Source organism: Pseudomonas sp. KBN10P06128, from assembly GCF_037574945.1.
Lineage (GTDB): Bacteria > Pseudomonadota > Gammaproteobacteria > Pseudomonadales > Pseudomonadaceae > Pseudomonas > Pseudomonas aeruginosa.
The window spans coordinates 4,869,431-4,892,041 of the sequence record NZ_JBBELR010000001.1 but is presented as its reverse complement, the minus strand read 5'-3'; the positions used below and the strand labels follow the sequence as shown (position 1 = coordinate 4,892,041).

Genomic DNA, 22,611 nt, shown 5'->3' with positions numbered 1-22,611 from the left:
TTTAGAGAAACCCGCCGGGGTAGCGCCAGCGCTACCGGCCACGGCTTTCCCTCTACATATTCACCTCGACCGTGCCGGGCTCTATCACGCGGGCCTTGATCACCCGCTGCGAGCGCAGGTTGCGCACGCGGATCTGCTGGCCCGGGGCGCCATCGGACAGCGCCTCGCCGGGCATCTTGACGTTGATGGTGGCGGTGCGCGCGAGAATCACCACCTGGTCGCCCTTGCGCACGGCCTCGGCCTGCTCGAGGAAGACCGGCGCCAGCACCTGGTCGTTGACCACCGGTCGGCGCAGCTTCTGCCCGACGACGCGGGCCGGATCGGTCAGGTAGCCCTGGGTCAGCAGGCCGACGTCGCGCTCGACCAGGGCGATGTCGGCATCCTCCAGCACGTGCGCGCGCTTGAGAGGCTGCACTGCGACCACCACCTGGCGGAACAGCTTCACCTGCGCCGGCATGAAGATGGTCCAGGGCGCACTGCCTTCGCAACCGATGCGTACGGTGACCCTGCCGATCGGTTGTGCCGGACTTTCCTGGCTGAGCGTCAAGTCCCTGTCGCATTCGGCCAGGCGCAAGCGCGGGTCGACGCGATTGACCTGAATCTGGTAGCGCCCGTCGAGTCCGCTATTCTGCAGATATTCTTCTACCTTGAATTCAAGAAACCCCTGGGTGGAGCCGATAAGTACCTCGGGAGCGGTAAAACCCTGGGCCTGGCTGTTGTTAGCCGCGCACAGGTAGCCGAGCCCGAGCAAAACGGGTAAAAACCGTAGAGAAGTATGGCTACGGGCCATTATTCGTCGAAAAACTGTCATTGCCTGTTTCATGCAACGGGTTAAGCAATGGTCGTGCCGGAGTCCGGTACGACCGTCTGAGGGGAGCGCCAATGGCCGGTGTTTTGGATTCAGTCAACCAGCGCACGCAGTTGGTCGGACAGAACCGTCTGGAGCTGCTTCTGTTCCGTCTGGACGGTAACCAGCTCTACGGCATCAACGTGTTCAAGGTGAAAGAGGTGTTGCAATGCCCGCGCCTGACGGTGATGCCCAAGTCCAGCCCGGTGGTGCGCGGGGTGGCGAACATCCGCGGAGGCACCATTCCGATCCTTGACCTGGCGCTGGCCACCGGCCGCCGCGGGTTGCAGGACCTGACCAACAGCTTCGCGATCATCACCGAGTACAACACCAAGGTGCAGGGCTTCCTGGTGCGCTCGGTGGAGCGCATCGTCAACATGAACTGGGAAGAGATCCATCCGCCACCCAAGGGCGCCGGCCGCGAGCATTACCTGACCGCGGTGACCCGGGTGGACAAGCAGTTGGTGGAAATCATCGACGTGGAAAAAGTGCTCGCGGAGGTCGCACCGACGTCCGAGGAAGTGTCCCACGGAGTGGTGGACGCCGAGACCCAGAGCCGCGCGGTGACCAAGCGGGTGCTGGTGGTGGACGATTCGTCGGTGGCGCGCAAGCAGGTGACCCGTTGCCTGGAGGCGGTCGGCGTGGAAATGACCGCGCTCAACGACGGGCGCCAGGCCCTGGAGTACCTGCAGAACATGCTCGCCGAGGGACGGCGTCCGGAAGACGAGCTGCTGATGCTGATCTCCGACATCGAAATGCCGGAAATGGACGGTTATACCCTGACGGCGGAAATCCGTAGCGATCCCCGCCTGCAGAAACTGCACATTCTCTTGCATACTTCGTTGTCCGGGGTCTTCAACCAGGCGATGGTGAAGAAGGTCGGTGCGGACGACTTCCTCGCCAAGTTCCGTCCGGACGATCTGGCGGCGCGGGTGGTGGAGCGGATCAAGGCGGTGGACGCGGGCTGAGCGATCGGCCCTCGACAACAATGTGAATACGGGCGACCGGCTGCGTTCCGGTCGCCCAGGGCGAAGAGGCTTATGCGTGTCGGCAGCTAATGCGGATTTCGAGTTGTTCAGGGTCTTCCTCGAGAAGACCTGCGGCATTGTGCTGGGCAGCAACAAGCAGTACCTGGTCTCGAGCCGGCTGAACAAGCTGATGGAGCAGCAGGGCATCAAGAGCCTGGGAGAGCTGGTGCAACGCATCCAGACCCAGCGCGGCGGCCTGCGCGAGATGGTGGTGGACGCGATGACCACCAACGAGACCCTGTGGTTTCGCGATACCTACCCGTTCGAGGTGCTCAAGCAGCGGGTTCTTCCCGAACTGATCAAGGCCAACGGCGGGCAGCGCCTGCGGATCTGGTCGGCGGCCTGTTCGTCCGGCCAGGAGCCGTACTCGCTGTCGATGGCCATCGACGAGTTCGAGAAGACCAACCTGGGGCAGTTGAAGGCGGGCGTGCAGATCGTCGCCACCGACCTGTCGGGGTCGATGCTCACCGCCGCCAAGGCCGGTGAATACGACACCCTGGCGATGGGTCGCGGCCTGTCCCCGGAGCGTCTGCAACGCTATTTCGACGCCAAGGGGCCGGGGCGCTGGGCGGTCAAGCCGGCGATCCGCAGCCGCGTCGAGTTCCGCGCCCTGAACCTGCTGGACAGCTACGCCAGCCTCGGCAAGTTCGACATGGTGTTCTGCCGCAACGTGCTGATCTATTTCTCCGCCGAGGTGAAGCGCGACATCCTGCTGCGCATCCATGGCACGCTCAAGCCTGGCGGCTACCTGTTCCTCGGCGCCTCGGAGGCGTTGAACAACCTGCCCGACCACTACCAGATGGTGCAGTGCAGCCCGGGCATCATCTACCGGGCCAAGTAGCGCAAGGAAGCGGACCCGCGCCAGGTTGCGCCGGGGGTGACCTGGCAGCCTGGCGCGGGTCCGCTTGGGACGGGCAGGTGGGACGAGACTTTCGCCCACTGCCCAGGCTCCGAGCGCCACGCGCGGCGGCGCCGTCGCAGCCCGCTCGGCACAGGACGGCTGGCTCGGAGCGGGGCAGTTTAGGACTGCGCGATCTAGTTGTATTGACAGATATTTCTGATAGTCAGGTGATCTGGCAAGTTGCCGCTTTGCCGGGGAACTGCTTACATGATTCAAGCGTTCCCTCGATCCGCCACGCCTACCAGGAGACTTCCATGGCCATCACTGCGCTGCCCTCGGCCGATGGGCAAGAGTTGACCATCCAGATCCAGGGGCGCTTCGACTTCGGGGCCCATCAGGATTTCCGCGACGCCTACGAGCGCGTCGCGATCACTCCGCGACGCTATGTCGTCGACCTGCGCAACGCCACCTACCTGGACAGCTCGGCCCTCGGCATGCTCCTGCTGCTGCGCGACCACGCCGGCGGCGAGAACGCGCAGATCAGCCTGGCGAACTGCAGCCCGGAAGTGCGCAAGATCCTCGCCATCTCCAACTTCGAGCAGTTGTTCAAGATCAGCTGAGATGAATCCCCCGGCGGCGCGGATCGAGAGCCTGACGATTCTCATCGCCGAGGACAACGCGGCCGACCGCCTGCTGCTGTCGACCATCGTCAGCCGCCAGGGGCACCGCGTGCTGACCGCCGGCAACGGCCTGGAGGCGGTGGCGCTGTTCGAGACCGAGCGGCCGCAACTGGTCCTGATGGACGTGATGATGCCGGTGATGGACGGCTTCGAGGCGGCCCGGCGGATCAAGCAGCAGGCTGGCGAAGAGCTGGTGCCGATCATCTTCCTCACCTCCCTCAGCGAAACCGAGGCACTGGTGCAGAGCCTGGAGGCGGGCGGCGACGATTTCCTCTCCAAGCCGTACAACCGGGTGATCCTCGAAGCCAAGATCAACGCCATGGGACGCCTGCACCTGCTGCAACGAACGGTGCTGGAGCAGCGCGACCTGATCGTCCGGCACAACGAGCACCTGCTCAACGAACAGCGGGTGGCCAAGGCGGTGTTCGACAAGGTGGCCCATTCCGGCTGCCTGAACGCCAGCAACGTGCGCTACCTGCAATCGCCCCTCGCGCTGTTCAACGGCGACCTGCTGCTGGCCGCCTACAAGCCGTCCGGCGGCATGCACGTGCTGCTCGGCGACTTCACCGGCCACGGCCTGCCGGCGGCGATCGGCGCGATGCCGCTGGCCGAGGTGTTCTACGGGATGACCGCCAAGGGCTATCCGATGGCCGACATCCTCCGCGAGATGAACGCCAAGCTGAAGCGCATCCTGCCGGTCGGCGTGTTCTGCTGCGCCACCTTGCTCAACCTGAGCTTCCAGCGCGAACTGGTGGAGGTCTGGAACGGCGGCTTGCCGGACGGCTACCTGCTGCGCGCCGCCAGCGGCGAGCGGGTCGCCCTGGTGTCCCGCCACCTGCCGCTGGGAATCCTCGAGCCGGCGGCGTTCAGCGACCGTTGCGAAACCTATCCGCTGGATATCGAAGATCGGATATTCCTGTTTTCCGACGGGGTCCTCGAGGCCAGCAACAAGGCTGGCGAGATGTTCGGCGAGGCGCGGCTGCTCCAGCTGTTCGAGCACAATCGCCAGCCGTCCGCGCTGTTCGACGAGATCCAGCGCAGCCTGGCGCAGTTCCGCGGCGCGGTGCAGGACGACGTGAGCATGCTCGAAGTGCGGCTGCAGCCGGATAGCGGCCTGCAATGCCCGCCGCTGGCGTTTTCCGATAGCGGCGTGAGCAGTCCGCTGGACTGGTCGGTGAGCTTCGAATTCCGCGCCGAAACCCTCAAGCATTTCAACCCGCTGCCCCATGTGCTGCAACTGCTGCTCGAGGTCCACGACCTGCGCGCGCGTGGCGGTGCGCTGTATACGGTACTCGCCGAACTCTATTCGAACGCCCTGGAACATGGCGTCATCGGCCTCGATTCGACGATGAAGAGCGACGCGGCGGGATTCGCCCGCTATTACCAGGAGCGGGTCAGCCGCCTGCAGGCCTTGCGCGACGGCTACGTGCGGCTGCACCTGGACCTGGCGCCGCATGGCGCGGGGGGGCGTCTGCTGGTGCGGGTCGAGGACAGCGGCGAAGGTTTCGACGTGGAGCGCGCGCTGAATGCCGTGGAGCGTCAGGAACGCCTCTGCGGCAGGGGTTTGCGCCTGATCCGCGAATTGTCCGATCGTTGCCAGTGGTCGGCCGACGGAAAGGTGGTGTCCGTGGAGTTTTTCTGGTCGCCTCAGGCATAATCGCGCTTTCGTCGCGGTGCTCCTAATGGGTAGGGCATCGGAAGTCGACTTCAGGGAGCGATCGAATGTCCGCGCCGCATCTCGATGATCGTGTTCTGGCTTCGTTGCAGGAGGTCATGGAGGACGAATATCCGGTCCTGCTGGATACCTTCGTGCTCGACTCCGAGGAGCGCCTGCGCAGCCTGCATGCCGCCCTCCAGGCCGGCGATGCCCAGGCTTTGCGGCATACCGCACACAGCTTCAAGGGAGGCAGCAGCAACATGGGCGCGGTACTCCTCGCCGGCTACTGCAAGGAGCTGGAAGAAAGCGCCAGGCGCGGTGACCTGCAACGGGCGCCGGCGCTGATCGAACAGATGGAGCGCGAATTCGCCATCGTCCGCATCCTTTTCAAACAGGAACGTCAGCGCTATCGCTGAGGTTTTCGTCCTTTCCGGCGACAAGGTACCGGCCCGATCGAGCCTCCCTGGCGTATAATGCGCCGCTCGATTTGGAGTCCTTCATGCGCGAGCAAGCCCTACGCATCCTCAAAGACGTTTTCGGTTACGACGCCTTCCGTGGCAACCAGGCACGGATCATCGAGCGGGTGGCCGAGGGTGGCGATGCGCTGGTACTGATGCCCACCGGCGGTGGCAAGTCCCTGTGTTTCCAGGTCCCGGCGCTGCTGCGCGAAGGCCTGACGGTGGTGGTGTCGCCGCTGATCGCGCTGATGGAGGACCAGGTCGCCACCCTGGACGAACTCGGCGTGCCGGCGGTGGCGCTGAACTCCACCCTCAACCCCGAGCAGCAGCGGGACATCGCCGAGCGCCTGCAGCGCGGCGAGATCAAGCTGCTCTACCTGGCACCGGAACGGTTGGTCCAGCCGCGCATGCTGGCCTTCCTGCAACGACTGCCGGTCGGCCTGTTCGCCATCGACGAAGCGCACTGCGTGTCGCAATGGGGCCATGACTTCCGTCCCGAATACCTGCAGCTCGGCCAGCTTGCCGAGCTGTTCCCGCAGGTGCCGCGGATCGCCCTGACCGCCACCGCGGACATGCGTACCCGCGAGGAGATGATCCAGCGCCTGCACCTGCAGAACGCCGAGCAGTTCCTCTCCAGCTTCGACCGGCCGAACATCTTCTACCGCATCGTGCCCAAGGAGCAGCCGCGCAAGCAGTTGCTCGGCTTCCTCTCCGAGCGGCGCGGCGATGCCGGCATCGTCTACTGCCTGTCGCGGAAGAAGGTCGAGGAGGTCGCGGAATTCCTCGGCAACCAGGGCTTCCCCGCGCTGCCGTATCACGCCGGACTGTCCAACGAACTGCGTGCCCACCACCAGAAGCGCTTCCTCAACGAGGAAGGCTTGATCATGGTGGCGACCATCGCCTTCGGCATGGGCATCGACAAGCCCAACGTGCGATTCGTCGCCCACCTCGACCTGCCCAAGAGCCTCGAGGCCTATTACCAGGAAACCGGCCGCGCCGGCCGCGACGGCCTGCCGGCCGACGCCTGGATGGCCTACGGCCTGCAGGACGTCCTGCTGCTGCGGCAGATGATGCAGAGTTCCGAGGGCGACGAGCGGCACAAGCGCGTCGAGCGGCACAAGCTGGAAGCCATGCTGGCGCTCTGCGAGGAAACCCGCTGCCGGCGCCAGGCGCTGCTGGCCTATTTCGACGAGGAGATGCCGCAGCCCTGCGGGCATTGCGACAACTGCGTGGACGGCGTGGAAACCTGGGATGCCACCGAATCCGCGCGCCAGGCGCTGTCGGCGATCTACCGCAGCGGCCAGCGCTACGGCGTCGGCCATCTGGTGGATATCCTGCTCGGCCGCGAGACCGAGAAGATCCGCAGTCTCGGCCACCAGCACCTGGCGGTGTTCGGGATCGGCAAGGGGCGCGGCGAAGACGAGTGGCGGACCCTGTTTCGCCAGTTGGTCGCGCGCGGCCTGGCCGACGTCGACCTAGACGGCTTCGGCGGCCTGCGCCTGACCGAGGCCTGTCGTCCGCTGTTGCGTGGCGAGGTGCGGCTGGAGCTGCGCCGCGACCTCAAGCCACAGCGCGCCAAGGGCTCCTCCAGCGGCGGCGCCAGCGCCGCCAGCCAACTGGTGCGCAGCGAAGAGCGGGAAATGTGGGAGGCCCTGCGCGCGCTGCGGCGCAAGCTGGCCGAAGAGCATTCGGTGCCGCCCTATGTGATCTTCCCCGACGCGACCCTGCTGGAAATGCTCCGCAGCCAGCCGCGCTCGCTATCCGACATGGCCCAGGTCAGCGGGGTCGGCGCGCGCAAGCTGGAGCGCTACGGCCAGGCCTTCCTCGATGTCCTCACCGACTCGCCGGCGGCGCCCGCCGCGCCGCCGCAGGACCTGCGCCACGAATTGGCCAGCCTGGCCTGTGCGGGGATGACCCCGGCGCAGATAGCCCGCCAGCTCAATTGCAGCGAGAAGAACGTCTACGCGATGCTCGCCGAGGCCATCGCCGGTCAGCAGGTGAGCCTGGAGCAGGCGCTGGATCTGCCCGAGGAACTCCTCGGCGAAATCCAGGACGCCTTCCTCGAGGAAGACGGCGAACTGCCGCCGGTGGCGGCGCTGGAGGAGCGTTTCGGCAAGCGGGTGCCGAGTGGCGTGCTGCACTGCGTGCGCGCCGCCCTGCAGGTGGAACTGGAGTCGTGATATGGCCATTTGCCGGTATTTTCTGACGCCAATCTTGTGACGTCCTTCGCAAGCGTCTACTGTGACGCCAAGCCCTCCAAGAGAAGAGGTGTGCGTGACACAGAAGGACCGGTTGGACGACTCCCGTTCCAACCTCTATGCGGACCAATTGAACCGCGGTTTCCGCGGCCTGCGTTTCCTTCCCGAACTGGAGCGTGACTACCGGCGCTACATGCTGGAGGACAGCTTCGCGCTGAAACGCATCGCCCTCAGCGTCGGCATGCTCGTCTGGCTGGCGTTCATCGGCATCGACCTGCTGATCCTCGCTGGTCCTCCGCTGTGGGGCGTACTGGCGGTGCGCCTTGGCGTGCTGGTCCTGCTACTGGTCTGCGGCTGCCTGATCATGCTGCGCCGGCACATCCAGCTGATGGTGCCGCTGAGCATCGCCTGCGTCCTCGCCCTTGGCGTCGGTGCGGCGGCGGTGGTCGGCCTGGCGCACCGGGCCGATCCCGGTTATCCCTACGAAGGCCTGCTGCTGGTCAGTTTCGCCGCCTATTTCCTCGCCGGCCTGCGTCTGTCGCAGGCATTGAGCTGCGCGCTGGTCGTGCTGCTCGCCTACCTGGGCTTCGAGTGGTGGGCGGGGGCCCAGGAACCGCTGGGCTACAACCTGTTGTTCCTGCTGTTCGGCAACCTGATCGGCGCGGTCGGCTGCTACCTGCTGGAGTTCAAGTCGCGCGAGCATTTCCTCATCAGCCGTCTGCTGCGGGTGATGGCGGATCACGACAGCCTGACCGGCCTGCACAACCGGCGCAGCTTCAACCAGCACCTGGACCGCCTCTGGCGCCAGGCCCAGCGCGAACAGAAGACCCTGGCGCTGCTGCTTTGCGATGTCGACCATTTCAAGGCCTATAACGACCGCTACGGCCACCAGGCCGGCGATGCGGTCCTGCAGCGTATCGGCGCGGTGTTCGAGGCGAATGCCAGGCGTCCGCTGGACATGGCGGTGCGCCTGGGCGGCGAGGAGTTTGCCCTGTTGCTGTACGGCGCCAACGAGCATGAGGCGAGGCTGCGCGCGGAAGCGCTGCGCGCGCAGGTGCAGGCGCTGCGCATGGAGCACGAGGCGTCGGACACGGCGCGCGAAGTGACCCTGTCGGTCGGCGTGTCCTGCCTGTGGCCGACCCCGGGCAACGACCTGAAGCGCCTCTACGATCTCTACGAGCATGCCGATCGCGCGCTTTACGAAGCCAAGGCGTTCGGCCGCAACCAGGTGGTGGCCTGAGTCCATGGCCGATTTTGTCCCTGTGGCTGGCGCCGCCGGTGACTGCGGGACGAAGCGGCGAATGCTAGGTTCGACAGGAAAAAATGGCAGGCACGGCCGCTCTTCGCAGAGCTGCCGGCCCCGCCGCGAGACGACTTCCGGACGGACCCCATGCAGCGCTTGATCCAGGCCAACGGCCAACCGCACTACGGCATCTTCCCGAGTGCCCCGCAGCACATCAATTACCGCGATTTCGACTTCCGTTCGCCGATGGGCCGGCGCGTGGGGGCCCTGGGCAAATGGCGACGCTTCCATCAGTTCCAGTACTTCGGCCTGATCAGCCCGGAGCTGATCGGCGGCTGCGCCCTGGCCCAGCTGAGCTTGCTTGGCGTCGGCTTCGTCTACCTCTACCAGCCTTCCAGCGGACGCATGCTGGAGCGGCGCTTCAAGCTGCCGCTGGGGTTCGGAACCCGGTTTTCCCAGACCCCGGACGACGGCGTCTGCGAACTGCGCCAGGGGCGCAACCTGCTACGCCTGGAGAACCGTACGGCTCCCCGGGAGAAACGCCTGCTGGTGGAACTCGACGATGGCACCCGCATCGACGCCTGCTTCAGCGAGGAGGCGCCGAGCTTCCAGCCTATGTGCCTGTGTACGCCGACCGCGGTGAACGGCTGGGTCTATGCGCAGAAGGTGGCCGGCGTGCGCTGTCGCGGCGACGTGCGCAGCGCCCTCGGCGACCACGACCTGCAGGCGCTGGACGCCTTCGCCCATTACGACTGGTCGGCGGGCTACATGCGCCCGGAAACCTTCTGGAACTGGGCTTGCCTGTCCGGCGAGGCGGACGGCTTGCGGGTCGGCCTGAACCTGTCGTGCGGGGTCAACGAGACCAGCTTCACCGAGAACTGCTACTGGCTGGACGGCGAACTGCTGAAGGTCGACAGCGTGCGCTTCGACTTCGACCGCGACCAGCCGCTGCGGCCCTGGACCATCCGTTCATACGATGGCCAGGTAGAGCTGCGCTTCGAGGCCCACGGCATGCACCAGGAGCGGCTGAACCTCGGTCTGCTGGCGAGCAACTTCAAGCAGATCTTCGGTTGTTTCAGCGGTGTGCTGCGCCCGCGAGGTCGTGCCGAGGTGAGGATCGAGCGGCTCTGGGGCTTCGTCGAGGACCAGTACGCCAAGTGGTAGACAGGGCCTGGCCTGGGCATATCGTGCGACAATTTGTCATTGTACGGGGGGAAATTGGACGGGCATTATTAGCCGACTAATAATTAGTCAAATGAAATATCGGACCTCCTTTTTCCTATGGCTCAGACAGACAAGCACTATTTCGGCACCTTGCTAGCCCAGACTTCCCGTGCTTGGCGCGCTGAACTCGACCGCCGCCTCAGTCACCTCGGCCTGTCCCAGGCGCGCTGGTTGGTGTTGTTGCATCTGGCGCGCCATCGCGATTCGCCCACCCAGCGCGAGTTGGCCCAATCGGTGGGGGTCGAAGGCCCGACTCTGGCGCGACTGCTCGACGGCCTCGAGTCCCAGGGCCTGGTACGGCGCCTGGCGGTGGCGGAGGACCGGCGGGCCAAGCACATCGTGCTGACGCCCAAGGCCGATGTGCTGATCGCCGATATCGAGGCCATCGCCGCCAGCGTTCGCAACGACGTACTGACCGGCATCGACGAGTCCGAGCAGGCGCTGTGCCAGCAGGTGCTCTTGCGAATCCTGGCGAACCTGGAAAAGCGCTGAGCACTGCGTCACGAAATTCCGCTAGAATCGCCATTTTTATGGCATCACCTCCTGGGCTTTCGTCCGAAAGCCCTCTACAGAGGTTTTCGTCGGTTTTCTGACGAAAAATCTTGACCGTTTCCACGGCATTCCTCTATTCAGTGATGGCAAAAAGCCATGTCTTGCGCCATGTGGTGCGTTCAGCCCTGTACGGGGCGAAATTCGGGCTAACGTGAAATAGATGTAGCAGTCGACCGCTGGCCGGCTGTGTGCTCGAAGTGCGGAGAAAAGAACGGAATGCCCGGTAAAGCCTTGCGTGTCATGTTGTGTGCCTGGTCGTGCCTGTTGGCCGGGCAGGCGAGCGCCCTGGGAGTGGGAGACATCACCCTGCATTCGGCGCTCAACCAGCCGCTGGATGCGGATATCGAACTGCTCGACGTCGGCGATCTCGGCGCGGACGAGATCGAGGTCCGCCTGGCGGGCGCCGACGTCTTCGCCGCGGCCGGGGTGGAACGCTTGCAGTTCCTCAACGAGCTGCGTTTCAGTCTGGTGCTCCAGGGGCGCGGTGGCAATCGCATCCATGTGTCCTCGAGCCGACCGGTGCAGGAGCCCTACCTGAATTTCCTGGTGGAGGTGGCCCGCCCCAACGGCCGCATTGTCCGCGAATTCACCGTACTGCTCGATCCGCTCGGTTATACGCCGCGCATGCTTCCGGCCGCGCGCAGCGGGATCGAGCCGCAGCGGCAATCCTCGACGCCGGCGCCCGCGCCGCGTAGTGCCGCGGTCGTCGTAGACCCGGCACTGCTGGAGCCGGGCGACGACTACCTGACTCGCCCCAGCGACAACCTCTGGGCCATCAGCGGACGCCTGCGTGGTGCCGGCAACGCCGATCGCGCGCAACTCATGGAGGCCCTGTACCAGCTCAATCCGCAGGCCTTCGTCAATGCCGACCGGCACCGGCTCAAGGCCGGCGCGCGCCTGCGCCTGCCGGCCGGCTACCAGCCGGAGCGAGGCGCGCCCGGCGCCGTGAAGGAGGCGGCCGTGGAAGTCCTGCCGCCAGCCGATGCCGCCGTGGTGGAAAACGCTCCGGCGGCTCTCGTCGAGGCGCAGCGCCAGGCGGATGCCGAGGCCGAGGCGCTGGCCCGGCAACGGGAGGAACTGAGCCAGCGGATGGACGATCTGCAACGCCAGTTGCAGGCCTTGCAGGAACAACTGCAGCAGCGCGATCGCCAGGTCGCCGAACTGCAACAACAACTGGCCCGGCGCCAGGCGGTGCGGCCCGCGGCGCCGCCGCCCGCCGCGGCCGCGCCTTCGGTTGCGCAACCGGTTGAAACGCCGACGGACTCGCAGCACTGGCGCTGGATGATCGTCCTGCTGCTGGTCCTCGCCCTGCTCGGCGTATTGCTGTTGCGTCGCCGCCGTGAAGAGACTCCTGTCCCAGCGGTCGAACCGAAGCGCCGGGTTGCCCTGAACCTGCCGCTGCGCCGTGCGCCGCGCCCCCCGGCGGCCGCACCGGCGCCGGCAAAGGTCGAGGAACAGGCCAGGCCGCCGGTCGCCGTTCCCTCCAGCCCGCCGCCGTCTCCTCCGCCTGCCCCGGCCGCCGCTCCGCGCGCCGCCATGGCTGCGGCGGACAAGCTGGACGGCGCCGACATCTATATCGCCTACGGTCGCTACGGACAGGCCCGCGACCTGCTGCGTCAGGTACTCGCCGAGCAGCCGCAGCGCCTGAGCGCGCGGATGAAGCTGTTGCTGGTGCTGGCTGAGCTGGGCGATGCGGCCGGCTTCGACGCGCTGGCCGAGGAAACCCTGGCCACTGGCGGCAACCCGGAGGCCATCGACGAGTTGCGCGGACGCTACCCGGCGCTGCTACAGATGCCGGCGACCGAGACGCCGGCGGCAACAACCAAGGACGACGACTGGAGCGACCTGCCGCTGGCCGAGCCGCCCGCCGCGCAGCAACCGGATGCGACCTCGGGCGCCGACGGCTTCGGCGACCTCAACCTCGATCTCGATCTCGACTGGGGCGCCCTGGAGAATCCCCTGGACAACCCCGACCTGCCGCGCCGCGCCGCTGCCGGCAAGGCGGAACCGGCGGAGGAGGAGCCCCTGGCGTTCGAGAGCAATCTCCATGAACTGCCGGATGTCGCCGAGTACGAACACCTCGAACTCGACCAGCCAGAGCCGGCCACGGTGCCGCCGGAGGAGGCCTCGGCCAGCCTGGACCGGGCCCGCGCCTGCATCGACAGCGGCGATCTCGACCAGGCCAGCCGCATCCTGCGCCTGGTGGTGGCGCACGGCGACCCGTGGCAGAAGGCCGAGGCGCGCGAGTTGCTGGCGCTGATCGCCTGAACTCCGCTCAGAAGTTCTGTCCGAGGTTCAGGTAGAACGCCTTGAAGTTCTCGTCGTTGATCCCGTAGCTGAAGGTCAGCGGCCCCAGCGGCGTATCGAAGCCGATCATCAGGCTGGCGGCGTTGATGTAGCCGCTGTCGTATTCGTTGTCGTTGTTCCAGATGCGTCCGCGCTCGATGCTGCCGCCCAGGTACAGCGGGAAGTCCAGCGGCAGGAAGGAACGTTCGGTGAGGCGCCGGTAATAGACGATCCGTCCCAGGCTGTAGTTCTGCCCGGACAGCGCGTCGCGGCGGAAGCCCGACAGCTCGCGGGCGCCGCCGAGGGTGAAGCTGGAGGTGACCACCTCGGCGTCGTCCAGGGTGCGCCCGTAGCCGCCGCCGAACACCCAGGTGTCGGCGCCGAAGCTGAGCGCCTTGTTCAGCCGCAGGTCCCACTGCCGGTAGCTGTCGTCCGAGCCGAGGGACTTGTCGTAGCGGCGCATGGTCAGGCCGATCTCCTCGCCCTCGTGGGGGAAATTGACGTCGTCGACGGTATCGAACGAGTACTTCAGTTCGTAGTAGCCCTCGGTGAAGTCGATGTCCGGCAGGCTCGGGTCGCCGATGCGCACGTCGGCCTTGCCGTAGGCCTGCACCGCGCCCAGGCGGATTTCGCCGTTGTTGGCGATCTGCCGGCCGACGTTGAGGCCGTAGCCGTAGCGCTCCAGGCGATAGCGCAGCAGCGGGTCGTTGTTCTCGGTGACGTCGACGTTCTGTGCCTCGTGGAATAGGAAGGGCGCGACGAAGTAGCGTGAGCCGACGTCGAGCGGCTGGTAGAACTCGCTGTAGAGTTCCTGGCGGTCGCCGAGCTGGACCCGGGTCAGCCACTCGGCGCCGAGCCGGTTGAGGCCGTTCATGCGGTAGCTGCCGCCGAGGTTGAAGGTGCTTTCGCCGCGCATGTCGTCGGACAGGTTGAGGCCCAGGCGAAGGAAGTCGGTGCCGCCTTTCTTGCCGGTGGCGTGGATCACCAGGGTGTTGAGCTTCTTCTCCTTGACCACCCGGTACTGCACCTGGTCGAAGTAGTCGAGGCCGTAGAGGGTGCTCATGTCGTCCTGCAGGCGGCCGAGGTCGAGGCGCGTGCCGAGCGGCTGGCGGATGTAGTGGCGGATCACCTCGTCGCTGACCTTCGAGTTGTTCTCCACGCGGATCGCGTCGATCACCGGCTTGCGCTGGTTCGGCGTGCGCGCCACGTCGAGCGCTTCGCTGTTGAGGTCCTTCGGCTTGCGCAACTCGGCGAGGCGCGCGGCGAGCACCGTGGTGGCGCGGTAGCCGGCGTCGATCAGTTGCGGCACGCGGCCGAAGTCGGTGGTGCCGTAGCCGGACAGCGGCGGCTGGATCAGCACGTCGCCGGGCTTGAGCGTGGCCAGCTGGGCTTCGGAGTTCTTCCGGGTCATCAGGGTGATCGACTGGTTCATCACGTCGAGCACGGTGCTCAGGTCCTTGCGGTCGCGCAGCGGGTTGCCGATGTCGACCACGATCACCACGTCCACGCCCATGTCGCGCGCCACGTCCACCGGGATGTTGTCGACCATGCCGCCATCCACCAGCAGCCTGCCGTCGATCTCCACCGGGGCGAACACGGCGGGGATCGACATGCTGGCGCGGATCGCCTGGGGCAGGTGGCCCTTGCGGAACACCACTTTCTCGCCGGTTGCGATATCGGTGGAGACGGCGCGGAAGGGGATCGCCAGCTTGTCGAAGTCGCGGTTGTCGCTGGTGTGCACCAGCAGGCTTTCCAGCACCATCGCCAGGTTCTGGCCCTGGATCACCCCCAGCGGCAGGCCGAGGGTGCCGTCGTCGCGGAAGCTGATCTTCTGCTTGACCAGGAAGTCGCGGTCGTCCTGCTTGCGGCGGAACGGCACGTCCTTGCGCGGCGGTGCGTCGGACAGTGCCTGCTGCCAGTCCATCTCCAGGGCGATGCGCTCCAGTTCGGCGGGGGTGTAGCCGGAGGCGTACAGGCCGCCGACCACCGCGCCCATGCTGGTGCCGGCGATGGCGTCGATCTGGATGCCCTGTTCGTCGAGGGCCTTGAGCACGCCGATATGGGCCAGGCCACGGGCGGCACCTCCGGAGAGGACCAGGCCGATCTTCGGCCGGGCCTCCGTGGCTAGGGCGGACAGGGGAAGCAGGAGCAGCAGTACGAGCAGCAGGCGGCGCATGAGAACGATCCGGAGCCGGGTGAAAAGGCGGCTATTATAGGCGCGACCGTTTCCCCTGAGCCGCCGACATGCCCACCGCCAAGCCCGAAATCGTCATCACCTATTGCACCCAGTGCCAGTGGCTACTGCGTGCCGCCTGGCTGGCCCAGGAACTGCTCAGCACCTTCGCCGACGATCTCGGAAAAGTCTGCCTGGAGCCCGGAACCGGTGGCGTCTTCCGTATCACCTGCGACGGCGTGCAGGTCTGGGAACGCAAGGCCGACGGCGGCTTCCCCGAGGCCAAGGCGCTCAAACAGCGGGTTCGCGACCGCATCGACCCGCAACGCGACCTCGGTCACAACGATCGTCCTTCCCGCTGAACCGCTGCCGTCCGCCCATGGCTTGTTGCAGGTCAACGGGCGGCACGGCGCATAGGCATAGCCTGGGGGCATTCATCCTGTCGAAGGGAGTGCCCATGAGCATCATCGTCACCGGCGCCGCCGGCTTCATCGGCAGCAATCTGCTGCAGGCGCTGAACCGGCGCGGCGAGACCGACATCATCGCGGTGGACGATCTCACCGACGGCGAGCAGTTCCGCAACCTGGCGGACGCCGATATCGCCGACTACCTGGACCAGAACGACTTCCTCGAGCGCTACGCCCGCGGCGACTTCGGCACGGTCCGCGCGCTGTTCCACCAGGGCGCCTGCGCCAGCACCCTGGAAAGCAATGGCCGCTACATGATGGAGAACAACTACCGCTACAGTTGCCGCCTGCTGGAAAGCAGCCTGGAACTCGGCGTGCCGTTCCTCTACGCCTCGTCGGCGGCGGTCTACGGCGCCGGCCGGACCTTCCGCGAGGCGCGCCAGTACGAGCGGCCGCTGAACGTCTACGGCTATTCCAAGTTCCTCTTCGACCAGCGTGTGCGGCGGGCGCTGCCGCAGGCGCGCAGCCAGGTGGTCGGCCTGCGTTACTTCAACGTCTACGGGCCGCGCGAGGAACACAAGGGGCGGATGGCCTCGGTGGCCTACCACTGCTACCAGCAATTGCGCCGCGACGGGCGGGTCGAACTGTTCGGCGAACACGGTGGCTTCCCGCCCGGCGGCCACCTGCGCGACTTCGTCGCGGTGGAGGACGTGGCGCGGGTCAACCTGCATTTCTTCGATCATCCGCAGCGTTCGGGAATCTTCAACCTCGGCAGCGGCCAGGCGCGGACCTTCAACGAGGTCGCCCTGGCGGTGATCAATAGCGTCCGCGCCAACGCCGACCAGCCGCCCCTGTCGCTGCAACAGGCCGTGGAAAGCGGCCTGCTCGGCTACCGCGAGTTCCCCGAGTCGCTGCGGGCGCGCTACCAGAGCCATACCTGCGCCGACCTGGAGCTGCTGCGCGAGGCGGGCTACCGCGACGATTTCCAGAGCCTGGAAGAGGGCGTCTCCGGCTACTGCCGCTGGCTGGCGCGCAGTGCCTGAGGGATCCTGCTCAGCGGCCCAGCGCCCCGCCTACCGGGGTGCGGGCGAAGCGCAGCTCCGGCAGCAGGGTCAGCAGCGCCAGCACCCCGAGGGCCGCGCCGACCCAGAGCGCGCCCTGCAGGCCGAATCCGCCGGCGATGCCCAGGCCGCCGATCCAGGAACCGGCCATCACGCCGAGCATGATGCAGGCGGTGTGCACCGAGTTGACCAGCATGTTGTTATGGCCGACCCGTGCGCCGCGGGTCACCAGCGCTGGGTTCATCGACACCCCGGTCAGGCCGATCACCACCAGCGCCGCCACCGCCACCGCCGGAACCTGTCCGAACAGGGCGAAGGCCACCATCGCGGCGATGGCCGCCAGCAGGCCGAAGGCCAGGACCGCGATGGTATGGCGGTCGGCCAGGCGGCCGACGATGTTGTTGCCCACCAGCGTCGCCAGGCCGTAGACCACCAGCAGCAGCGGTACGGTCGAGGCGGAGAAGCCGCTGACCTCGGTGAGGATCGGCACGAAATAGGTGAAGCCGGCGAAGGTGGCGCCGATCAGCAGCAGGCTGGTGGCGTAGACCCACCATAGATGGGCGTTCCTGAACACCTTCAGTTCCTCGCGCAGCGAACCGCTGCCCGCCGACCCCGGGATCGCCGGCATCAGCTGCAACACCAGCAGGCCGACCAGCACCGCCACCAGCGCCACCGCGAAGAAGCTCGCGCGCCAGCCGTACCATTCGCCCAGCCAGGTGGCGACGGGCAGGCCGAGCACGGTGCCGACCATCAGGCCACCGAGCACCAGCGACGACGCGCGGCCGAACTGGTTGCCTTCGACCAGTTCGGCGCAGGCGGTCAGCGCCACGCCGAAGAAGGCCGCGGCGGCGACCGCGGTGACCAGTCGCGCCGCGACCATCACCGCATAGCCCGGCGCCAGGGCGCCGATGACCTGGCCGACCACGAACAGCGCGATCAGGCCGAGCAGGGCGTTCTTGCGCGGCACCCGGAGCAGGGCGGTGGTCAACAACGGGCCGCCGACGGCCATCGCGCCGGCGTAGAAGGTGACCAGGTAGCCGATCGCGGCGAAGGACACGCCGAATTCGGCGGCCAGCGCCGGCATCAGCCCGGCGACCATGTATTCGCTGGTGGTCAGGGCGAAGATCGCGGCACCGAGCACGTAGACAATCAAAGGCATGTTTCCAGCTCCCGAGCGGTTCAGACGACGATGAAGCGAGCCACGGCGAGCTGCCCGTGCCGTGGCCGCGCGATGAATGCACGACGGCGATTCATGCCGCCGACGAACCGAAGCCCTGGTCGGCGCCTTCGGGCAGCACCGTCACGCAGTGGGCGAACAGGTTCGAAGCGCTGCGCACCACGGTCAGCCCGCACTCGGCGAGCAGGGCGTGGAGGCAGGCGCGCGAATACGAGCGCGAGTAGAAGCCGTCGCTGCCGGTGAACACGGTGCCGTCGTCCCGCGCGTGCAGCTCCAGGCCCTGCACCCCGCAACGGCGGTAGTAGCTCTGGCGGACGCGGGTGGCCTCGGCGCTGTCGCCGAACACCGAAACCACCGCCGCCACGCTGCGCTCGGCGAGGGAGTCGAGCAGCCGTTTCGGCTCGCGGAAGTTGCCCAGCAGGTTGAACGGCAGCAGGTAGAGTGCGCGCGAGCCGACCGAGGCACCGCGCCTGGTGTGGTTGAGGATGTCGTCGACCACCGTGTCCGCGCGATCGCTCATGCCCTCGCGCTCGATCCGCGTGCGCAGCGTCTCGATCGCCCGCTGGTCGAGGTCGACGCCGAGATAGCGGGCATTGAGCAGGCGCGCGATTTCCAGCGCCCGGCCGTCGTAGCAGCCTAGCTCGACCAGTGCGTCGCAGCGCAGGTAAGCCATCGCCTCGAAGGTCATCAGGCTTTCCATTTGCAACAACGGCAGCACGTCGTCCGGAAAGTTGGCCAGGGTCATTATCGTCCTCGGTCCGAACTCCAGCTCGTAGAAAGCCGACTCCCGATGCGTCCCGATCGTGAGATCCATGTTCTGACTCACCTCTTCCTCCAGCGAATCTCGCTCTGGTGTTGGTTGATCGAAGGCGATGCGCGTTCCCGTGTCCCGGCACCGCCTTCGCCTGGCAGAGAAGCGACGGAACGCCGGCGTTCGCTGGCCTCAGGCGGCGCGGTGTTTCTCGACCAGTTGGAACAGTTCGTCCACCGTTTCCAGCAGGTCGAGTTCGTCGTCGATCCCGGTGACGCCGAACTCCTTGCGCAACTTCAGCGACAGCTCGCTGACCACCAGCGAATCGAAAGCCAGGTCTTCCATCCTGCTGTCCCGGCTGATTTCCTCCTTCGGCACGCCGCTGGCGACGCTGAGCACGGTGAGGAGATGGTCTTCCATGTCGTTGGGCATTGTTCTTCCCTCTTCAGTCCATTGTCGGAACGATCTTCGGCCAGCGCAGGGCGACCGAACCCCAGGTCAGTCCGGCACCGAAACCGGTGAGGACCATGTTGCCGCCGTCGCGCAGGATGCCTTGGCGCAGGCCGTGGGCCAGGGCCAGGGGAATCGAGGCGGCGACGGTGTTGCCCACCTCGGCGATGTTGCTCACCACTCGCTCGACGGGAAGGTCGAGCTGGTCGGCGACCGCCGCGAGGATGCGTGTGTTGGCCTGGTGCGGGACCAGGTGATGGAGGTCCGAAGCTTGCCAGCCGACCCGGTCGAGCACCCGCCGCACCGAGTCGCTCATCTGCGTCACCGCCTGGCCGAACACTGCCTTGCCGTCCATCCGGAAGTAGTTGGAGGCCTGTCCGGAACTGCGTTCGGCGCGACTGACGGCGGGGGTCATCAGCAGGTCGAACTGGTGGCCGTCGCTGCCGAGGTCGAAGGCCAGCAGCGCGCCTTCTTCCTCGGCATCGCCGGCACGCAGCACCACCGCTCCGGCGCCGTCGCCGAACAGTGCGCGGGTCGAGCGATCGGCGGGGTCGAGGGTATGGCTGAAAGTGTCCACCCCGACCAGCAGAGCGCTGTCCGCCAGCCCGGCGCTGATCAGCGAGCCGACGCTGGCCAGGCCGTAGACGAAGCCGGTGCAGGCGGCGGACAGGTCGAACGCGAGCGCGCCGACCAACCCCAGGCGCGCCGCGACCCTGGGCGCGGTGGCCGGGCAGCAGAAGTCGCCGGTGCTGGTTGCCAGCACCACCGCATCGACTCGCTCCAGCCCCGCCGAGGCGAGCGCGGCGGAGGCCGCCCGCAGGGCCAGGTCGCCGCTGCCGAGGTCGCCGGCGATATGCCGCTGGCGCACGCCGGTGCGGCTGCTGATCCAGGCGTCGGAAGTGTCCAGCTCGGCGGCGAGCATGTCGTTGCTGAGCACGGCCTCGGGCAGGTAGCTGCCCAGGCCGCAGACCACGGCGGCGCGCGGCATGGCTCAGGCTCCCTGGACGATCTTGGCGGCGGCCTCGACCCCGCCCAGGGCCTCGAGGTGCCGCAGCGGATTCCAGAAGTCGCGGTAGAGCAGGATCTGTCCGTCGCGGGTGCGTAGCACCGAGATGTAGTCCTGCGCCAGCTTGCCGCCGGAAACGGTGGCCACGCCGTCGCCATGGAATTCGCCGATGGCCAGGTCGGGGTCGGCGGTCTCGTAGAACTGCACGTCGGTGAAGCGCACGGTCAGGTGCTCGGGAAACAGGCGCATGTGCGCCCAGATGGTTTCGCGGCCCTCGAAGCGGGTCTTCCAGCCCGGTGGGGCGTAGGGGAATTCGAGTACGCCTTCCGGATGGAACAGGTCGCACCAGCCACGGGCATCGCCGTTTTCCAGGAGGCGCAGGCTGTGGACGAGAATTTCCTTGGCATTCATTGGGCGATCCTCTCGATCGGGTTGGCGTGGGAGGCGGTGTTCGCCGGGGCGCTGCATCCGGTGCGCACCGGCACGCTGATCAGGGCGCGGAGGAAGGTGATCGGCAGCCACTGCAGCTCCGCGTGGGGCACCGCCAACTGGAGGTCGGGGAAGCGCGCGAGCAGGCGCTGGATGGCGATCCGCCCCTCCAGCCGGGCCAGCGAGGCGCCGACGCAGTAGTGCACGCCGAAGCCGTAGCCGAGATGGCCATCGGTGTTGCGGGTGAGGTCGAGGCGGTCGGGATCGTCGAAGCGCTCGGCATCGTGGTTGGCGGTCAGGTTGGAGACCAGGATGTATTCGCCGGCGGGAATGGTGACCCCGTCCAGTTCCACGTCTTCCACGGTGAAGCGCAACATCGAGGCGCGCACCGGACTGTCGTGGCGGACCAGTTCTTCCATGGCGTTGGGCAGGAGTTCCGGCTGCGCCCGCAGCAACGCCAGTTGCTCCGGGTTGACCAGCAGGGTGACCAGCGCGTTGCCGATCATGTTCATGGTGGTCTCGAAGCCGCTCATCATCAGCAGGTGGGCCATGGAGACGAGTTCCGCTTCGCTCAACTGGCCGCTCTCGTCGGCGGCCTGCACCAGCCCGCTGTAGACGTCGTCGGCCGGCTGCCGGCGCTTGGCCTCGAGCAGCACGCGCAGGTAGTCGACCTGCGCATCGGCCAGGGCCTGGGCCTCCTCCGGCGACAGCAGTTCCGCCTGGCGCTCCCAGGACTGGCGGGCGTGTTCGCGCTCGGCCTCGGGAATGCCCAGCAGCTCGAAGATCACTGCGATGGTCAGCGGGATCGCGAAGTCGGCCATCAGGTCGGCCTGTTCGCGGCCGGCCATGGCGTCCAGCAATTCCTCGGTGATCCGTTCTATATGCGGTTGCAGGCGCTCCACCTGGCGCGGGGTGAACGCGCGGCCAACCAGCGAGCGCAGGCGGGTATGGTCCGGCGGGTCGAGGTTGAGCATGTGGTGGCTGAGTCCCTCGCCGATCCCCGCGCGCGGGCTGCCGGTACGCTTCGCGTAGAGTTCGGCGGCCTGCCGGGCGTCGCGGCGGACGCCCGGATGGTTGAGGACCTTGCGCGCGTCGCGGTAGCGCGTCACCACCCACACCGGATGCTCGGCGGCGCGATGCGCGGGACGCGGCGCGCCGTCCACCTGCAGGCCGTCGTAGAGCGCGTGCAGTGGCGAGATCAGTTCCTCGCCCAGTCTCAGTTTGCGATCAGGCACGTTGCTCCTCCTTCGCCGCCGGGGCGGCGGTGACGATGGGGCGGAACATCCCGTCGATCACGCTATCGGGCAGCAGCCGCGCCAGCAGGGTGCCGCGGCGCACGTCGGCGCCGACCCGGTAGCGGGTCCGCGGCTTGGCCGCGGTGAGCGCGGCATGCACCGCGGCGGCGACGTCGGCGGGCTTGGTCGCGCTGTTGCGCGCGCCGTCCTCGTTGGCCTGGAGGAAGCGCAGGTAGGTATCGCGATAGAGGTCGGCGACGGCGTCGGGGGCGTCGGCCAGGGCGCGCTCGCCCTCGCTGGCGATCTTGCCCCAGATCGGCGTCCAGATCGCCCCGGGGCTGACCACCGAGACCTGGATGCCCATGGGCGCCAGCTCGCGGCGCAGGGCGTCGCTCACTCCCTCCTTGGCGAACTGCGCGGCGGAGTAGGCGCCCAGGTAGGGAATGGCGACCGAGCCGAGGCCCGAGGTGACGTTCACCAGGCGCGCCGCGCCGCCACGGCGCAGCAGCGGCAGGATTGCCCGGGTCACCGCGAGCTGGCCGATCAGGTTGACTTCCAGCTGGCGCCGCAGCAGGTCGCTGGAGACGCATTCCAGCGGCGCGGAAATGCAGATCCCGGCGTTGTTCACCAGGCCCCAGAGCCCGGTATCGCCGACTTTCTCCGCCACCTGCGCGGCGGCCCGGCCAATGGATTCCTCGTCGGTGACATCGATCAGCAGCGTGCTGATCCGGCCGGACGGGCAGGCGTTCGCCAGGCGCTCGCCATCCTCCTGGCGGCGCACCCCGGCGATCACCTGGAAACCCTGTTCGGCCAGGTGCAGCGCGGTTTCCCGGCCGAGGCCGCTGGAGGCGCCGGTGATCAGTACGTGGCGGCCCTGGGGCGAGAGAGGTTTGCTGGTGAATAACATG

21 protein-coding genes are annotated in these 22,611 nt (G+C 67.1%); 12 read left to right on the top strand and 9 right to left on the bottom strand.

Translation table 11 applies throughout. The features are described 5' to 3' along the window. Positions 1-52: 52 nt before the first annotated feature. Complete coding sequence (gene flgA, locus VQ065_RS22860; RefSeq protein ID WP_003091731.1) at positions 53-751, bottom strand: flagellar basal body P-ring formation chaperone FlgA; 699 nt, start codon at positions 749-751, stop codon at positions 53-55. Positions 752-882: 131 nt separating this feature from the next. Here flgA and VQ065_RS22855 point away from each other — a divergent pair, with 131 nt between their 5' ends. From VQ065_RS22855 to VQ065_RS22810, 10 genes are all read left to right on the top strand, one after another. Further along, positions 883-1,815 (top strand): chemotaxis protein CheV, encoded by a 933-nt coding sequence (locus VQ065_RS22855; protein ID WP_003091730.1) that lies wholly within the window; start codon positions 883-885, stop codon positions 1,813-1,815. A gap of 76 nt (positions 1,816-1,891) precedes the next feature. After that, entirely contained in the window at positions 1,892-2,716 is an 825-nt protein-coding gene (gene cheR / locus VQ065_RS22850) for a protein-glutamate O-methyltransferase CheR (protein ID WP_003091728.1), read from the top strand. 314 nt (positions 2,717-3,030) lie between these two features. Continuing rightward, positions 3,031-3,336 (top strand): anti-anti sigma factor HsbA, encoded by a 306-nt coding sequence (gene hsbA / locus VQ065_RS22845; RefSeq protein WP_003091727.1) that lies wholly within the window; start codon positions 3,031-3,033, stop codon positions 3,334-3,336. A gap of 1 nt (position 3,337) precedes the next feature. Next, entirely contained in the window at positions 3,338-5,053 is a 1,716-nt protein-coding gene (gene hsbR, locus VQ065_RS22840; protein ID WP_003091726.1) for a two-component system response regulator HsbR, read from the top strand. 65 nt (positions 5,054-5,118) lie between these two features. Further along, the gene (htpB, locus tag VQ065_RS22835; RefSeq protein ID WP_003091725.1) at positions 5,119-5,469 is read left to right on the top strand and encodes a two-component system sensor histidine kinase HtpB; all 351 of its coding nucleotides are present in this window, start codon (positions 5,119-5,121) and stop codon (positions 5,467-5,469) included. An 83-nt stretch (positions 5,470-5,552) separates the two neighbouring features. After that, positions 5,553-7,691 (top strand): DNA helicase RecQ, encoded by a 2,139-nt coding sequence (gene recQ / locus VQ065_RS22830; protein ID WP_003091724.1) that lies wholly within the window; start codon positions 5,553-5,555, stop codon positions 7,689-7,691. A gap of 88 nt (positions 7,692-7,779) precedes the next feature. Further along, a complete protein-coding gene (locus tag VQ065_RS22825) occupies positions 7,780-8,949 on the top strand; it encodes a GGDEF domain-containing protein (RefSeq protein WP_023443486.1) in 1,170 nt (389 codons plus the stop codon). 150 nt (positions 8,950-9,099) lie between these two features. After that, a complete protein-coding gene (locus VQ065_RS22820) occupies positions 9,100-10,116 on the top strand; it encodes a DUF2804 domain-containing protein (RefSeq protein WP_003091722.1) in 1,017 nt (338 codons plus the stop codon). A gap of 117 nt (positions 10,117-10,233) precedes the next feature. Beyond that, entirely contained in the window at positions 10,234-10,668 is a 435-nt protein-coding gene (locus tag VQ065_RS22815) for a MarR family transcriptional regulator (protein WP_003091721.1), read from the top strand. A 276-nt stretch (positions 10,669-10,944) separates the two neighbouring features. Continuing rightward, positions 10,945-12,996 (top strand): FimV/HubP family polar landmark protein, encoded by a 2,052-nt coding sequence (locus tag VQ065_RS22810; RefSeq protein ID WP_023103862.1) that lies wholly within the window; start codon positions 10,945-10,947, stop codon positions 12,994-12,996. A gap of 7 nt (positions 12,997-13,003) precedes the next feature. Here VQ065_RS22810 and plpD read toward each other — a convergent pair whose 3' ends face one another. Then, positions 13,004-15,190 carry a patatin-like phospholipase PlpD gene (gene plpD / locus VQ065_RS22805; protein WP_003091718.1) on the bottom strand — a complete coding sequence of 729 codons (2,187 nt, stop codon included), beginning with the start codon at positions 15,188-15,190 and terminating at the stop codon, positions 13,004-13,006. A 68-nt stretch (positions 15,191-15,258) separates the two neighbouring features. Here plpD and VQ065_RS22800 point away from each other — a divergent pair, with 68 nt between their 5' ends. Next, positions 15,259-15,549, top strand: coding sequence for a SelT/SelW/SelH family protein (locus tag VQ065_RS22800; protein WP_003091717.1), 291 nt, complete (start codon positions 15,259-15,261; stop codon positions 15,547-15,549). A 95-nt stretch (positions 15,550-15,644) separates the two neighbouring features. After that, the gene (rfaD, locus tag VQ065_RS22795; RefSeq protein WP_003091716.1) at positions 15,645-16,637 is read left to right on the top strand and encodes an ADP-glyceromanno-heptose 6-epimerase; all 993 of its coding nucleotides are present in this window, start codon (positions 15,645-15,647) and stop codon (positions 16,635-16,637) included. 10 nt (positions 16,638-16,647) lie between these two features. On the opposite strand, the gene VQ065_RS22790 is transcribed toward rfaD, so the two are convergent. The 7 genes from VQ065_RS22790 to VQ065_RS22760 form a co-directional block, all read right to left on the bottom strand. Further along, entirely contained in the window at positions 16,648-17,814 is a 1,167-nt protein-coding gene (locus tag VQ065_RS22790; RefSeq protein WP_014603947.1) for an MFS transporter, read from the bottom strand. A gap of 91 nt (positions 17,815-17,905) precedes the next feature. Then, the gene (locus VQ065_RS22785) at positions 17,906-18,658 is read right to left on the bottom strand and encodes an SAM-dependent methyltransferase (RefSeq protein WP_003130295.1); all 753 of its coding nucleotides are present in this window, start codon (positions 18,656-18,658) and stop codon (positions 17,906-17,908) included. A gap of 117 nt (positions 18,659-18,775) precedes the next feature. Next, positions 18,776-19,015 (bottom strand): acyl carrier protein, encoded by a 240-nt coding sequence (locus tag VQ065_RS22780; RefSeq protein ID WP_003091713.1) that lies wholly within the window; start codon positions 19,013-19,015, stop codon positions 18,776-18,778. Between the two features lie 13 nt (positions 19,016-19,028). Beyond that, positions 19,029-20,021 carry a beta-ketoacyl-ACP synthase III gene (locus VQ065_RS22775; protein WP_003091712.1) on the bottom strand — a complete coding sequence of 331 codons (993 nt, stop codon included), beginning with the start codon at positions 20,019-20,021 and terminating at the stop codon, positions 19,029-19,031. A 3-nt stretch (positions 20,022-20,024) separates the two neighbouring features. Beyond that, positions 20,025-20,450, bottom strand: a complete 426-nt coding sequence (locus tag VQ065_RS22770; protein WP_003091711.1) for a nuclear transport factor 2 family protein — start codon at positions 20,448-20,450, stop codon at positions 20,025-20,027. After that, positions 20,447-21,703 carry a cytochrome P450 family protein gene (locus tag VQ065_RS22765; protein WP_003091710.1) on the bottom strand — a complete coding sequence of 419 codons (1,257 nt, stop codon included), beginning with the start codon at positions 21,701-21,703 and terminating at the stop codon, positions 20,447-20,449. Before VQ065_RS22765 ends, VQ065_RS22770 begins: the two co-directional genes overlap by 4 nt. Beyond that, the gene (locus VQ065_RS22760; RefSeq protein ID WP_003106196.1) at positions 21,696-22,610 is read right to left on the bottom strand and encodes an SDR family NAD(P)-dependent oxidoreductase; all 915 of its coding nucleotides are present in this window, start codon (positions 22,608-22,610) and stop codon (positions 21,696-21,698) included. The genes VQ065_RS22765 and VQ065_RS22760 overlap by 8 nt, the downstream gene beginning before the upstream one ends. Position 22,611 lies beyond the last annotated feature (1 nt).

Excerpts from the sequence above, each read along its gene's own strand:
- VQ065_RS22760 (WP_003106196.1), bottom strand. The coding sequence starts at position 22,610 with ATGTTATTCACCAGCAAACCTCTCTCGCCCCAGGGCCGCCACGTACTG.
- VQ065_RS22780 (WP_003091713.1), bottom strand. The coding sequence starts at position 19,015 with ATGCCCAACGACATGGAAGACCATCTCCTCACCGTGCTCAGCGTCGCC.
- VQ065_RS22855 (WP_003091730.1), top strand. The coding sequence starts at position 883 with ATGGCCGGTGTTTTGGATTCAGTCAACCAGCGCACGCAGTTGGTCGGA.
- VQ065_RS22815 (WP_003091721.1), top strand. The coding sequence starts at position 10,234 with ATGGCTCAGACAGACAAGCACTATTTCGGCACCTTGCTAGCCCAGACT.
- VQ065_RS22770 (WP_003091711.1), bottom strand. The coding sequence starts at position 20,450 with ATGAATGCCAAGGAAATTCTCGTCCACAGCCTGCGCCTCCTGGAAAAC.
- hsbR (WP_003091726.1), top strand. The coding sequence starts at position 3,338 with ATGAATCCCCCGGCGGCGCGGATCGAGAGCCTGACGATTCTCATCGCC.
- plpD (WP_003091718.1), bottom strand. The coding sequence starts at position 15,190 with ATGCGCCGCCTGCTGCTCGTACTGCTGCTCCTGCTTCCCCTGTCCGCC.
- VQ065_RS22820 (WP_003091722.1), top strand. The coding sequence starts at position 9,100 with ATGCAGCGCTTGATCCAGGCCAACGGCCAACCGCACTACGGCATCTTC.
- rfaD (WP_003091716.1), top strand. The coding sequence starts at position 15,645 with ATGAGCATCATCGTCACCGGCGCCGCCGGCTTCATCGGCAGCAATCTG.
- hsbA (WP_003091727.1), top strand. The coding sequence starts at position 3,031 with ATGGCCATCACTGCGCTGCCCTCGGCCGATGGGCAAGAGTTGACCATC.
- VQ065_RS22810 (WP_023103862.1), top strand. The coding sequence starts at position 10,945 with ATGCCCGGTAAAGCCTTGCGTGTCATGTTGTGTGCCTGGTCGTGCCTG.
- VQ065_RS22790 (WP_014603947.1), bottom strand. The coding sequence starts at position 17,814 with ATGCCTTTGATTGTCTACGTGCTCGGTGCCGCGATCTTCGCCCTGACC.
- VQ065_RS22800 (WP_003091717.1), top strand. The coding sequence starts at position 15,259 with ATGCCCACCGCCAAGCCCGAAATCGTCATCACCTATTGCACCCAGTGC.
- recQ (WP_003091724.1), top strand. The coding sequence starts at position 5,553 with ATGCGCGAGCAAGCCCTACGCATCCTCAAAGACGTTTTCGGTTACGAC.
- VQ065_RS22775 (WP_003091712.1), bottom strand. The coding sequence starts at position 20,021 with ATGCCGCGCGCCGCCGTGGTCTGCGGCCTGGGCAGCTACCTGCCCGAG.
- htpB (WP_003091725.1), top strand. The coding sequence starts at position 5,119 with ATGTCCGCGCCGCATCTCGATGATCGTGTTCTGGCTTCGTTGCAGGAG.